Here is a 14,119-nt window from a genome sequence, read left to right as displayed (position 1 = left end):
TTGGTACATATAATATGAACAAAGAGATACATAATAATTCGGACAATGAGTCAGAAATAGAGAGCAAAGTAGTAACAGTTGGCTCTAATCAAAGCCATAGAATATTAGTGATTATTATTTTAGTATTTCTAGTTAGTGGAGTGTATTACCTCTATTTTAATCCTTCTTCTAATAAAGAGAGTGTAGAAGTCATTAAAAAAGAAGAAATAAAGCAAAATGTTCAAGAGTTAAAAGAAAAATTGGAAAAAGTTCCAGATGATACGACTTTTCATGAAAGGTTAATAACTGATTTGCCGTCTTTACCTCCTCTTTCTACCCCACAAGTTATACCAGAAGTAAGGCAGATTAAAAAAGAAAAAGTAGTAAAAAGAGAAGAAGAAAAACCAAAAGAAGCTCATCTGTCAAATATACCTGTCCTGCCGAAACAAAACTTCCCTTACAGCAGTATTAGTAGTAGCAATTTACCTACTTCATTGCCCACAATAGGAAACAGTGGTTATCCTAAAGATAGACGTAATACACAAATGTTAGCAGTTTTAGATAGTGGAAAAGAGAAGAAGGCTGCCAATGCTACTTTATCCAACACTTCAGCGCAATTAAGCACAGCTAACAAAGTAGGAAAACCAGAATTTATGATTACTCAAGGTAAAATTATTGATGCTATCCTTGAGACTGCAATAGATTCTGATCTGCAAGGTGTGTTGCGTGCTGTAGTTAGTGATGATGTTTATGCAGAAGCTGGTGATACAGTTTTAATACCTAAAGGTTCGAGATTAATAGGCAGTTATTCGTTCGATTCAGATGTGGCAAGAGCCAGCATAAATATAAATTGGAATAGAATTATTCTTCCTCATGGAATAGATATTACTATTTCATCACTTGGTACCGATAAACTTGGTAGAGCGGGAATCACTGGCATAATTGATAACAAAATAGCAAGCGCATTATTTTCTTCAATATTACTCGCAGGCGTCTCAATTGGTTCAGCTGTTATAGCACAAAAAGCTTCCAATCTTATTAATGTATTTACTGTCATGAATCTAGTGAGATCTATCACTGCAACTGAAATAGATATCTCTCCTCTTAGGGATATTATTGGCAGAAAGAGCAGTTCCCAGCAAGATGAAGAGAAGGCAAAAAATGATGAGTGGAAACTTAAGATTGGAGCTATTAGGAAAATTAAGAATGCATCTAACGAGCAAAGTCTGGTTGAGATATTTAAGCAAGTAGTAAAAGACTTAGGGTTAAATTCGATTGACAGTAATAAAGTTGATGAAGTTAATTTAGAAGATATAAAGCTATTACTACAAAAGCAAGAAAACAAGTCTGTTTATGAAGAAGCAATTGGAAAATCAATCAACGATTTTTCTAGAGATATGCGAGATATAGTTAACAAATATACAGATAAAAAAACAACTATTTATGTTGATCAAGGCACTGCGTTGAAAGTATTTGTTAACCAAGATATAGTATTTTCTCCACAGGCAATATTTAAATTAATAAGATGAACTATGCTGCACTTGACACATATTTAGAACCTTTACAAGGCCTTTTTAAGGAAGAAGGTGTAAATGAAATATCAATAAATAAGCCAAAGGAAGTATGGATTGAAAATCGTGGTGAAATGAGGTGTGAAAAATTAGAAGTATTTGATCTTGACCATTTAAAATCTCTTGGCAGATTAATCGCTCAAGCTACAGAACAAAAACTGAGTGAGGAAGAACCACTGCTTTCAGCAACATTGCCAAATGGTTACCGTATACAGATAGTATTTCCTCCAGCATGTGAGCATGATAAAGCGATCATGTCAATTCGTAAACCTTCCACCATGCAATTGGTATTAGACGATTATGAGAAGATGGGAGCTTTTTCTGAAACTACTATAGAAGTAACTGATAATCCAGTAGATCTTCACCTGGATTTGTTATTAAAGCAAAAGAAAATAAAAGAGTTTTTAGAGTACGCTGTAGTAAATAAGAAAAATATCATAATTAGTGGTGGAACTTCTACTGGTAAAACTACTTTCACTAATGCTACTTTGCGTGCTATTCCAGCTAAAGAAAGAATCATTACCGTTGAAGATGCAAGGGAAATCATTTTGAATGATCATCTCAATAGAGTACATCTAATTGCCTCCAAAGGAGGGCAAGGCAGGGCAAAAGTAACTACTCAAGATTTGATAGAAGCGTGTTTACGTTTAAGGCCAGATAGAATAATAGTTGGCGAGCTACGTGGAATAGAAGCTTTTAGTTTCCTTAGAGCAATAAACACTGGTCATCCAGGGTCAATATCAACCATTCATGCTGATAGTCCAACGATGGCCCTTGAGCAAATAAAATTGATGGTTATGCAAGCAAACCTCGGTATGTCTCCAGATCAAATCATGCCATACATTAAGAATGTAATTGATATTATCATTCAACTAAAAAGAACCAACGGGGGAAGAAGAAGTATTTCTGAAATATTATTTACTAGATCTTTAAATAAAAACTTATAAATTTATATGAATAAAAGAAAGTAGTTTATGAGTCATAGTGGAAACCATCTACGCAACATTTTGATAGGAGGTGTTGTAGTTTTCAGTATACTGGAGTTTTGCTTCTATTTATCTGGAATATTGTTCCATCTATTTGTTGATGGTCCAGATGGTGTAGATTTTAAAGCAGTTAACCCTAGTTTAACTCCTTTTCCTCAAGCTCTCTGGCCAACAATTTTTGATCACATACAATATTGTTGGCATCATCCAGAGTTATATAGCTCTGAACTCACAATTAAATTAATTGCATCTTCCGTACTACCTATCATTGTTTTAATAACTGTTTTGTGGAATCTAAGAGAGAGGATAATTGAATGGCGTCCATTTAAAAAGAAAGAATCGCTCCACGGAGATTCAAAGTGGGCATCAGAGAAAGACATACGAAAGGCAGGGTTAAGAAGCAAGAAAGGATTATTGCTTGGTAAAGATAAAAGAGGCTACTTTATTGCTGACGGATATCAACACACATTGTTGTTTGCACCTACAGGTTCTGGTAAAGGTGTTGGTTTTGTAATTCCTAATTTATTATTCTGGACTGATTCGGTAATTGTACACGACATAAAATTAGAGAACTATGAAATAACAAGCGGTTGGCGAGAACGACAAGGACAAAAAGTATATGTATGGAATCCAGCACAGCCAGATGGAATTAGCCACTGTTATAACCCATTAGAGTGGATTAGCGAAAAACCTGGACAAATGGTCGATGACGTGCAAAAAATAGCAAACTTAATCATGCCTGAGCAAGATTTTTGGCAAAATGAAGCAAGAAGCTTATTTGTTGGAGTAGTATTATACTTACTTGCTACACCAGAGAAGGTGAAATCTTTTGGCGAAGTTGTACGTACAATGCGTAGTGATGACGTAGTTTATAATCTTGCTGTTGTTTTAGATACGATGGGTAAAATGATACATCCTGTAGCGTATATGAATATTGCAGCCTTTTTGCAAAAAGCTGACAAAGAAAGATCAGGTGTTGTTTCAACAATGAACTCATCGCTCGAATTATGGGCAAACCCTCTAATTGATACTGCAACTACAACGAGTGATTTTAATATTTTAGATTTTAAAAAGGAGAAAGTTACAGTTTACGTTGGTTTAACTCCAGATAACTTAAATAGGTTAAGACCTTTAATGCAAGTTTTCTATCAGCAAGCAACTGAGTTCTTGTGTAGAAAATTACCTTTGGATGACGAGCCTTATGGCGTATTATTTTTAATGGATGAGTTTCCAACACTTGGAAAAATGGAGCAGTTTCAAACTGGTATTGCATATTTTCGTGGGTATAGAGTTAGATTATTCTTAATTGTTCAAGATACTGAACAACTCAAAGGAATATACGAAGAAGCAGGAATGAACTCTTTTTTATCAAACTCAACTTATAGAATAACTTTTGCAGCCAATAACATTGAAACGGCTAATTTAATATCGCAGCTTATAGGAAACAAAACTGTACAACAGGAATCATTAAATAAACCTAAATTTTTAGATTTGAACCCCGCTTCAAGGTCGTTACATATCTCTGAAACACAGAGAGCATTGCTGTTGCCTCAAGAGATTATTATGTTGCCGCGTGATGAGCAAATAATCTTGATAGAATCGACTTATCCAATTAAATCAAAGAAAATTTTATACTATAATGATAGTACCTTCAGAAGAAAACTACTTAAGCCAACCCGTGTACCTACACAGGAACCATATGACCCAAATAAAGTCTTTTCTACTACTAGCAACGGTAGAGTCAATAACGAAGAAAGTAATGCTGTTGAAGAGAAGCCTAACATTGTTGATTACCCTATTGAAGCTCAAACTAAGGATGCAGCATACGATAAATCAAATATCAACGATAAATTTGAAGATGAAGATATCTATAATGAAGATGTTGACGGTAAGTTTGAAGATGAAGAAGATGACGATGAATTCGATGATGAATTTGAAGAAGAAAAAGATTATGACAGGTTTGATGACGAAGAGGATGAGTTTGAAGATGAAAATATTAGCGATAAGCTAAAAAACAATGAGAAGTAAAACCAACTTTACCTATTTTCTGACTCAAAAAATAAGTTATATTAAGTTTTCTACATTAAGCTATTTTTAATTAATTAGTATTAAATTAACTATTTTAAATAGAGAAATAATAATGAGTAACAAAAAAACATTAGCGGTTACAGTATTTGCTTTATTGTTACCGCAACAGTCTTTTGCAAGTAAAACAGAAGGGTTTTACTTTAGTAGTAGATACCACGGTCAATTTTTTAATAACATAGGTTTACTGAAAGTGAAAAAAATAGAGAATAACCCTAGAAAACACATAACTATAAACAAGATGTATATTTCCAATAAGATTAAAGATAAAAAACTAAGTGAGTATAAAAAAGACTACAATCCACCCTTTGCTGGAGGTATAGCATTCGGTTATGAAGGAAAATTAGGTAACAGTAGCTATAGAACTGAATTAGAAGGAATATATTCTTCTGTAAAGGCAGGCAATTTTAGCCAAAAAGGTAGCTGGACGAGTATATTATACTTCAAAGGAATTGGAGAAGGTGCAAACAGAAAAACTTATATGTATGCTGCTAAAGCTGATAGTGACCAAATTGAAAATGTATCTGTAATGGTAAATACTTGCTATCACTTAAAAAGTAACAGTTTTTCCTTTTCCCCTTATATTGGAGCTGGAACCGGTTTAACAAGAATGAAGATGTTCGGGAAAACATTAATAGGACCTGCATATCAATTAAAAGCTGGTCTTGATTATCGCATAAGCAAAGATGTAAATATGCGTGTTGGATATAGACATTTTGGTACCTTTGGCAAAGGCTACAAGCTAAAAGTAGATTTATTAGGAGAAGTAAAGCCAGGTACCTCAGGAGTAAAATCGACACTTGATGATAATGTTAAAGAAGCTTCATTAATAGGAGTTGAAAAACAAGAAGATATAAGTACAGGTAGTGGATTATTGACTACACATGGTATAGAGGCTGGTCTTATTTTTCATTTTGCTAATTAAAGCCTAAATCCTTAAAAAAACAATAGGCACCTCTATTGATATCATTCTAACGTTCCTTCCTCGTCACCCTAGCACGCTGGGTTGTCTAGCTTATACTAAAGAAGCCATAAGATGATAGAAACAAGCTTGTTAATTGCATGAACTCTTACAGAAATAGCTTTAGGTGTTTTTAACTTTTGTTTGTATACTCAACTCAAAACACTTATTTTCAGCCTGTAGATGGATACAATAAAATTTGTTTTATTAATGCTGACAATATTACTGATATTAATTACCAGTATTTACTTATCGGTTAGACTAAAATGGTTACAAATATTTAGATTACCATACGCGCTTTCACTCATTGGAATCAAAAGAAGAGAAAATAAGTTTTCTTCTATAGCTGCCCTATTTACAACTTTAGGGGGAAATTTAGGAGTAGGAAATATTTCAGGAACTGCCGTTGCTCTAAAAACCGGTGGACCTGGCTCCATTTTATGGATGACAATAATTATTGTCATCACTTCTGTAATAAAATATGTTACTTGTTATCTGAGTATGAAGACCAGAAAGAAAAAAAATGGAAAGTTTATAGGTGGTCCTATATCTTGTGTGGCTGATGCATTTAACTCTAAGAAAGCTACAGCTATGTTCCTAGCCATTATGATAATGACTTCCATAACTGTTGGTAACCTTGTTCAAGTAAATTCTCTATCAATACCGCTTAGCATAATAGATGTTCCTATGGTTGTTGGTGGGGTCATAATAGCTATAATATTTTTTGCTGTTGCAGCTTTTAACTTAAAAAAAATCAAAATTTTTATATCGGCTATGATACCGATAATGACGGTAAGTTATCTCACACTTTGTGGTATTATATTATTTAAGTTTAGCAAAAATATTCTCCCTTCTTTGAAACTAATAACAAGCAGTTTCCTTACAACTAGTAGTTTCAACTCTGGTTTATCTCTAGGCTTAATTTTGGAAGTGTTAACCATTATTCGAGTAGGAACTTTACGTGGTATTTTTGCAACAGATATAGGACTTGGCCTTGAAGGTACTGTACATTCTTCAATTGTTCCTAAAAAAAATAGCAATAAATTTATCATTGAACAGAGTCTGATTACAATAATATCACCTTTTATAGTTGCATTTATAGTGTTTGTTACAGCAATGGTACTACTTGTTACAGATTCTTGGGTCACTGATTTAGAGAGTACTAATATGTGTATATTTGCTTTTAAAAGAGCTATGAGTTGGCCTTATATTGATTATTTAATCATGGTCATAATGTTTTGTTTCGCTTTTACTACTATTTTTACTTGGTTTTTTTGTTCAAAACAAACAATACGCTACGTATCTATGAATGATAAATATATTAAAATCTGGATTGTAATTTTTACTGTGATTATTCCGGTTGGTGCAATAAATAGAGTTCAATTACTTTGGGATATTGCTGATATTTCGATTGCTGCTTTATTGTTTATTAACATACTTACTATACTCAAACTAACTTCCAGAAACCCAGAAATATTTACTATGAGTAACAGATATTTAAAATTACAAGCATAACTAAAATGCAGCAGTCACCACCTAAGCAGCACAATCCTTTTATAAAAACTTAACTAATTACCGTAATAATTATACTAGCTAAGAACTAAAAGGTAGCAGTCAAAGGTAAACAGAGATCTAAAAATAGGTGGTTTATTCTTACATAAAATACAATTCAAGAAAGATGAAGAAAAGCAAAATGAAATAAAACAAGACAGTAGACAATCATCTAAAGCTTTTATAGAAATAATATAAATAATAACTGTGTTAGTATTGTTCAAGCTGCTCGAGACTGAAGGTTTAGGTTTTCAGACCACTAGATTACAGTCTATTAGTGAAAATGATTTAAGTGACGGAAAAAACTCTCAGAAAAAAGAAACTCCTCTACCATAGCTACCTAAGAACTAGTTCACTCAGAGGTGAATAAAGAAATAAGCAAAAAAATTTAACACCTGAGCTCCGAAAATTAGGAGAAAGGAAAGGTTTATGGCAAAATATTAAAAATTTTAATAAAAAATGATTTACGGCATGTTGATGTTAGTAATAGGAAAGCATCAATCAAAAAAAGCGACAAAATGACAGTTTAACAAATATAAAAAACGGCAGATCAACTATTAATATTTCTGCTTCAACACCAAACAGTAGAAATGATTTAGGTGTAGAAAAGCGCACGCACATAGTGTGCCTTCTATAGCGATAGTAGTAGAATCGATATCTTCGTTACTACCGAGGAAAATGTAGATATTAGGCAAAATAATAAAGCTCAATTATAGAAAAGTTCTTATAAAAGAAATAAAGAATTTGAGAAAAAAGAGAAGAATCTTCAAAAAATAAGTAAAGCATTTAAAAAATAGAAGGAAAAAAGAAGAAATGCTGACAAAGTAAATCCAAGCTATTCATTTCCAATCCACAATAATCAATCATGTATAATCTCAAGTAGACCATGAATATTTAACTAACAAGCTTGAGGAAGAAAGAAAGGTTAAGTCTTCAAAAGAAAGGCAAATTATCAGGAGAACGTGGAAAAGATATAAAAATCACAGTGGTAAAACGTATAGTAGAAAATGCTGATAGTAGTGATTATGCATAGAATTGTAAACCAGATTGCCTTGGATTAAACGTCTCAAGCAGCAACAAGAAAAAGATAAAAGTGTATCAATATAAGTTGAGGTTAAAATAATTACTTAGTAAACAATAAGTTTCATGTAATGGTAGCCCTATAACAGAAGAGTATGAGCCACGTAAAAACAATACGAACATTTCAGCAAGGCCTTGTATATTGCACCCTCCTACTTTATTTTTCCACTCTTCTGATGCTAAATAAAATTTAATTTCTTGTACACTGAGACGTTTAAATTTCACTATTGTAACTACAGTTCTAATATGCTGTTTAAATCGATTAGGGGTTAATAAACACACACTGGTATATACTCTGTGTCTTCTTCCCGACAATAAACGAATGTATTTTTCTGCTTGTTCAACGTTTTCGGCTTTGAGCAATATTCTCCTGCCACAGGCAACAACCGTATCAACACCAAGCACAAAATAACTTGGATTTAAACTTTGTATCTTTTCAGCTTTACTTTTTGCCATGCGGATTGAATAATCTCTTGGAAGTTCTTTCTTCGAAGGAGTTTTGTCTATATCTGCTGACAAAATTAAGCCTGGTTTAATATTTATTTGTTTTAGTAAAGCTATTCGCCCTTCTGATGATGAGGCAAGAATAAGACTATTTAGAGATAGTTCTTTCACTTATACCTTTAAGCCTTCTAATTATCCGACCTTTCTTTGCATTCCTATCGTAAATACTCATTTCAACTAGCACCCTATCTCCGATAACAATGCGTATTTTGCTTCTTCTTACTCTTCCTGACACATGACAGATGATTTCATGTTCATTATCTAACTTTACTCTAAATTCTGCCGCAGGTAATAAGACAGTCACTATTCCTTCTACCTCAAAAATTGTTTTCGACTTTTCGTCTTTTATCATTTATTATACTATAGTTAATAATCTTTGTCAGTCTACCATAGATCTTAAAGAAGATAAAAGACCTTTTTCACTAACTTCTTTTATTCTTCCATGCTAATACCGTTAAGAGAATTATTAAGAACACTTATTTAGCTTAACTGCATCTTTCGCTTTATCTAATAATCCATTAATGAAACCAATTTCGCTTGATTTATTAAGCAAATCAGATGCGATATTAGTATATTCATTAATAACAACTGGAGCCGGCGTATCACAATTAGTTAACTCACATATTGCAACACGCAAAATAGATAAGCTTATGAGATTCAACCGCGCAATAGACCAGCTTGGGTGTAAATAAAGTTCTATTATTTTATCATACTCTTCACTGTTTCTTATAACTTTATATGATAGCTCTTCTAAAAATTGATAATCAAACTCTTTACATTCAAATATATCTACTAACTTATTTACATAGCTCCTAAGCTCACAGTTTTCTAGCTTAAAGGTACTTTTGTCGTAGTCTATAAAAATATTTGAGTAAGCAATTTGTATAGTAAAAAATCTCGCTGTACTTCTCTTCATACACCACTTTCTTTCTACAAGCCTTTCCTCCATTAGCTTAACTTTTTGTATAAATCTATCATATACAAAACAGTCAAGGTTGCATAATCACCTATATTCTTTTTGTTTTTACCAGTTCTTACTAAAGCTTTATCTTTGCTATCAACAGTAATTATGCCCATGCCAAAAGGTACTGCATAATACATAATAATAACTCCATTTCATCCTCCGATTTCTCCTTTACAAAGGTATTGATAATAATCAGTTTCATCACAAATTACGTATCCAAAAACTAAATAACCTTCATATTAATATGCCTATTTTTGACCGCAAAAAGAATTGCAGCCGGCATTTCAAATACACCAAGAACCTTAACTAGGTCATAACTAGTATTACCATCTTTCAACTTATCAGTCGTACCTTTAAGCAAAAAATCTGCTATTTTATCATAATAAACTGAATTAACTATTAGTATTTTCAATATTTACACCCACTTTTCTCGTTAAGAAGAATTTCATTAAAGATTGTTGAATTAAAGTTATAATGTTGCTAAATATCCAATATATTACTAAGCCTGTAGGAAAAGAAGAAAAAATAAAGATGGAGATATAAGGTAAAAACCTCACGATATTTACTTGAATGTCATCTTTATTATTCTGATCTTTTTCACTGATTTTTTGCTGAACTACCATAGTAATGCCTAAAATTACTGGTAAAATTCCTATAGAAACAGGAAAATTGTAATTAAACAATCCGAATAGTGTGAAGATGTTTGTCGGATCAGGAGCTGAAAGGTCCTTGATCCATAAATAAAAAGGAGCATGCCTCATCTCTATGGTAACAAATAATACTTTGTACAGAGCAAAAAATACTGGTATTTGTACTATTATAGGAAGAATGCTTGACATTGGGTTAACGTTGTTTTTTTTGAACAGTGCAACTACCTCTTTATGCTGCTTTAAACTATCGTTTTTATATAATTCTTTTATGCGATTCACTTCAGGCTGCAGACTTCTTATTTTAAACATTGAAACATATGACCTGTTAGACAAAGGAAGCATCAAAAGTTTTATTACTAAGGTTAGCACCAATATTGCTAAGCCAAAATTTTTTAAGATTAAGTTAAAATATTCAAGCAGTAAAAATACTGGCTTGGTTACGAAGTAAAGGACACCAAAATCTACAGCTTTGTCAAACAAAGGTATATTGAGAGCACTTTTATAATAATCTAATAGATTCAATTTTTTTGCTCCAGCAAAAAAATAATTTACATTAGAAACACTTGTACCAGGAAATATGCTCTTGTAAGGCTTGACAAAATCTACTTGAAATTTATCAATGTTATTAACATTTATATGTTTGATGCTAACGTTTATTTTGTCAGGTTTCTCAGGTATAATGGCTGTAAGCCAATATTTATCAGCAAAACCAAACCAACTTTTTTCACTTGTACTTGTTTTTATTAAACGTTTCTTGGCAATATCCTTATATGTCCATTCCTCTAGCTTATTATCAAACGTACCTAGTACTCCTTCATGCGATATCCAATAAGATTCGTTAATATTATCACGTTTACGATTAATTTTACCATAAGGAACTAAGATTACATTGTCCTTTGTATTATTTTCAACAATTTGCTCAATCTTAAACATGTAGCTGTCATCAAGGCTAACTTTTGTTCTGAATATGATGCCATTTTTATTATCCCAAAACAAATTAACTATTTTCCGATTAGTTAGTTCAGCTTTATCAGTTTGCCAAATTGTTTTAGAATCTGGAATTTTAATTTTGCCACTTGGATCGAGCCAACCAAATTCTGCAAAATATACATCTTTTGATTCTGCAGGTGACAGCAATACCACCTGTGAAGAAGGAGAATTTAGTTCTAAGTAGTAATTGGTTAAGATTAAGTCATCAAACCTGACACCTTTTAAGGAAACCGACCCTTTAACCATATTATTGGTTAGGTTAATCCTTTGTCCTTGAGTAGAATTAATAATTTCGGAACGATTTTGGTGTATCATAGAAGCAAGATCATTAAAAGATTCTATATGTTCAATATTTTCAATTGATTGGTTATTTTGGTCTACATTAAGAAAATTATCGTAAATAACACACCACGATACTATAATTGATACAGAAAGGATAGCTGCCAAAATTAGATTTCTTGCTTCTGACATAAATTTGAGCTAAATATACTTCCTTAAAGTGTATATTAAATGTTGTACTGAAACAATAAAGTTTGCCTATTTTTAATAATAACTTTTAACACTAATCTTTTATTACTATCTATTATAATAGCTTCACATTTTAACAATATAAACACAGTAAAAAACCCATTTATTTAACTACTAATAATAGTTATCACTAGAATGCTCCTATTTATAAAGGAGTAGATTAAAAAATAGATTTCTCAGTACTTTTTCACCATATAAAGAAAAGATTCAAAATAAATTGTTCTATCTAAAAAAATACACTTATGCTTACCTTAACTTACAAAATATTCAAAATTTAAAAATGCATGAAGCTGTAAAAGGTCAAGTAAGAGCTAAAATGGTTTAAGTATCTTAAGTGAAAATAGGATTTTGAGGTATTTTTGTTTCTCTGTAAGAGAGAATAAGCTAATATTATACATATTATATTGTGAATCTCCTTATTAAAACTCTGCAGGTTAATATAGGAGCAGAAATAAATATTGCAGAGCAAGTGCCAATTAAAATACCAAAGAAGATGATCAAGCTGAAGTCTCTGACTATACCTGTACAAATCAACATCAAAGGAAGAGCAGCAAGTAAAGTTGTACCTGAGGTTAAAACAGTACGAAATAATGTAGCGTTAATACTTGCATCTACTATTTTACTTATATTCCTCTCTTCACCATTTTTTTGATATTCTCGAATTCGATCATACATAATTACTGAATTATTGATTGAATAACCAATTATAGTAAGAAGAGCTGCGATTGATGAAGTATTAAACTCAATGCCAGTCAGGCTAATAAAACCAACAGTTAAAATTATGTCATGAACAAGTGCTATTATTCCACCAAACCCACATTGCCAGTTAAATCTAAGCCAGACGTAAAAAAATATTCCAACAATTGCAACTAACATTGATAATATTCCTTCAAACACCTGTGATGAGCCTATTTGTGGACCAACATAGTCTACTTTACGATAGCTTATCGAACTACCTAGCTTTTCTTCTAGTATACTTTTTATCTTCTTGATTTTATCTTCACTTCCTTCTTTTTTAAAGCGCATAACTAAATTATCACCTGCTTTTGAACTCTGCACCATAAAACTGTTTTCTTTTAATACATTAAGAATAACATGATCTTCATTTAAAGACTTTATCTCTATCAAAATTCCTCCTGTAAAATCTATGCCTAAATTCACTCCACGTAACATGACAGTAAATATTGAAAAAATAACCAGAATAATACTAATTAGTATAGTTAACTTTCTGTATTTGCTAAATTCGATATCGAAGTTACCTGAAACGAGTCTGACTGCCATACTCTTTACTTAAACTCTAACTTTATATATTTTTCAAAAGATTTACTAGTTTATCTTGTGATTAAACTATACTAAGCTTTACTTTTTTTACAGTTAAGTAATATAATTTTTAGATCACATAATTTCATCAATTAATAAGCTATAGTTACTTAGAATATAATATCAACAGAAATACCTAATATGAGTAAGTCACTAATAATTTAATTTTTACTTTGTTAACCTTTTCTTTGTGAATCTACATTCTTTTGAATAAAAAAACTATATCAACACATCTAATTCATTTTGTGAGTCTTGGTTACTAATTTTTTGCACTCTCGCATGCTCTATTAAACTTAATAGCTCTTTTTCTGTTTTACGATCTCCAACTTTTAACGATTTTCTTTTACATTAAATATTATAACTTCAACTATCGTTAATAGTTTCTTTGCTATAGCATCTAATTTGCAATTCGCAAAAGATTGGTAACTTTTTTATATCTTGATATTTGCTGTTATAACACTCTGGCCTTGCTTGCTAAATTTGCCTGAACATACTTCTTATTCCTTATCTTTTGTCCTATAGTTTATACATAAGATCTTACATACACTTTTTTCTCTTTAATTACCTATTCATCGGCTAATAAGTCAGTTGCTTGATAAATAATATTAGCAGAAAATCCTGCTTTAAGTAAGATCTCTGTTATTTTTATTCTCGCTGCTTCTGCATTACTTTTCTCTTCAGCTTAGATAAATTTGATTAGTTCAAGAATTGCTTTGTGTACTTTTCTATGAGATTATGCTTCCTTTGTACTTACTTTTAATTAAAATAGCTGTTTTCTCTTAGAATTTTTAGTCCAAGAAGCAGATCTTCAATATCAATTGAATAAAACACTTTTACTCTAATATAGAAAGCGTATAGATAAACGTCTTCTACCCTTGTCATATTTTAGTACTTGCTGTTTCGGTACTCTAATTTTGTTTATCAAATTTTTCTGAATATATTTCCGCATT

Annotated in this window: 12 protein-coding genes and 1 pseudogene; 6 read left to right on the top strand and 7 right to left on the bottom strand. The window is 31.6% G+C overall.

The genetic code is table 11. The features are described 5' to 3' along the window. The first annotated feature begins 14 nt into the window (after positions 1-14). The 6 genes from WOVOC_RS01170 (at position 15) to WOVOC_RS04895 (ending at position 8,166) form a co-directional block, all read left to right on the top strand. Positions 15-1,508: a TraB/TrbI/VirB10 family type IV secretion system protein gene (locus WOVOC_RS01170; RefSeq protein ID WP_025264061.1), complete on the top strand. Its 1,494-nt coding sequence runs from the start codon at positions 15-17 to the stop codon at positions 1,506-1,508. Beyond that, positions 1,505-2,497, top strand: coding sequence for a P-type DNA transfer ATPase VirB11 (virB11, locus tag WOVOC_RS01165; RefSeq protein ID WP_025264060.1), 993 nt, complete (start codon positions 1,505-1,507; stop codon positions 2,495-2,497). Before WOVOC_RS01170 ends, virB11 begins: the two co-directional genes overlap by 4 nt. Before the next feature lie 27 nt (positions 2,498-2,524). Then, the gene (locus WOVOC_RS01160; protein WP_025264059.1) at positions 2,525-4,564 is read left to right on the top strand and encodes a type IV secretory system conjugative DNA transfer family protein; all 2,040 of its coding nucleotides are present in this window, start codon (positions 2,525-2,527) and stop codon (positions 4,562-4,564) included. A 112-nt stretch (positions 4,565-4,676) separates the two neighbouring features. Further along, entirely contained in the window at positions 4,677-5,546 is an 870-nt protein-coding gene (locus tag WOVOC_RS01155) for a P44/Msp2 family outer membrane protein (RefSeq protein WP_014869090.1), read from the top strand. A gap of 219 nt (positions 5,547-5,765) precedes the next feature. Then, positions 5,766-7,097, top strand: coding sequence for an alanine:cation symporter family protein (locus WOVOC_RS01150; RefSeq protein WP_025264058.1), 1,332 nt, complete (start codon positions 5,766-5,768; stop codon positions 7,095-7,097). 943 nt (positions 7,098-8,040) lie between these two features. Then, positions 8,041-8,166, top strand: a complete 126-nt coding sequence (locus tag WOVOC_RS04895) for a hypothetical protein (protein ID WP_255325495.1) — start codon at positions 8,041-8,043, stop codon at positions 8,164-8,166. Between the two features lie 65 nt (positions 8,167-8,231). Here WOVOC_RS04895 and WOVOC_RS01135 read toward each other — a convergent pair whose 3' ends face one another. The 7 genes and pseudogenes from WOVOC_RS01135 to WOVOC_RS04890 all read right to left on the bottom strand — a co-directional run bounded on the left by WOVOC_RS01135 (position 8,232) and on the right by WOVOC_RS04890 (position 14,051). Next, on the bottom strand, positions 8,232-8,828 hold the full coding sequence (locus WOVOC_RS01135) for a Maf family nucleotide pyrophosphatase (RefSeq protein WP_014869088.1): 597 nt from the start codon (positions 8,826-8,828) through the stop codon (positions 8,232-8,234). After that, a complete protein-coding gene (gene infA, locus WOVOC_RS01130; RefSeq protein WP_014869087.1) occupies positions 8,806-9,069 on the bottom strand; it encodes a translation initiation factor IF-1 in 264 nt (87 codons plus the stop codon). Before infA ends, WOVOC_RS01135 begins: the two co-directional genes overlap by 23 nt. Positions 9,070-9,183: 114 nt before the next feature. Then, positions 9,184-9,666 carry a transcription antitermination factor NusB gene (nusB, locus tag WOVOC_RS01125; RefSeq protein ID WP_025264057.1) on the bottom strand — a complete coding sequence of 161 codons (483 nt, stop codon included), beginning with the start codon at positions 9,664-9,666 and terminating at the stop codon, positions 9,184-9,186. Continuing rightward, positions 9,666-10,096: pseudogene (locus tag WOVOC_RS04140) on the bottom strand (6,7-dimethyl-8-ribityllumazine synthase). Before WOVOC_RS04140 ends, nusB begins: the two are co-directional and overlap by 1 nt. Beyond that, positions 10,074-11,792 carry a membrane protein insertase YidC gene (yidC, locus tag WOVOC_RS01115; RefSeq protein ID WP_025264056.1) on the bottom strand — a complete coding sequence of 573 codons (1,719 nt, stop codon included), beginning with the start codon at positions 11,790-11,792 and terminating at the stop codon, positions 10,074-10,076. The pseudogene WOVOC_RS04140 and the gene yidC overlap by 23 nt, the downstream one beginning before the upstream one ends. 456 nt (positions 11,793-12,248) lie before the next feature. Further along, on the bottom strand, positions 12,249-13,130 hold the full coding sequence (secF, locus tag WOVOC_RS01110) for a protein translocase subunit SecF (protein ID WP_014869084.1): 882 nt from the start codon (positions 13,128-13,130) through the stop codon (positions 12,249-12,251). Between the two features lie 795 nt (positions 13,131-13,925). Continuing rightward, complete coding sequence (locus WOVOC_RS04890) at positions 13,926-14,051, bottom strand: hypothetical protein (protein WP_256377364.1); 126 nt, start codon at positions 14,049-14,051, stop codon at positions 13,926-13,928. Between the last annotated feature and the right edge of the window lie 68 nt (positions 14,052-14,119).

This window comes from Wolbachia endosymbiont of Onchocerca volvulus str. Cameroon (genome assembly GCF_000530755.1).
GTDB lineage: Bacteria > Pseudomonadota > Alphaproteobacteria > Rickettsiales > Anaplasmataceae > Wolbachia.
Note: the sequence above shows the minus strand (reverse complement) of the source record. Positions and strands in the feature narration are given on the sequence as shown.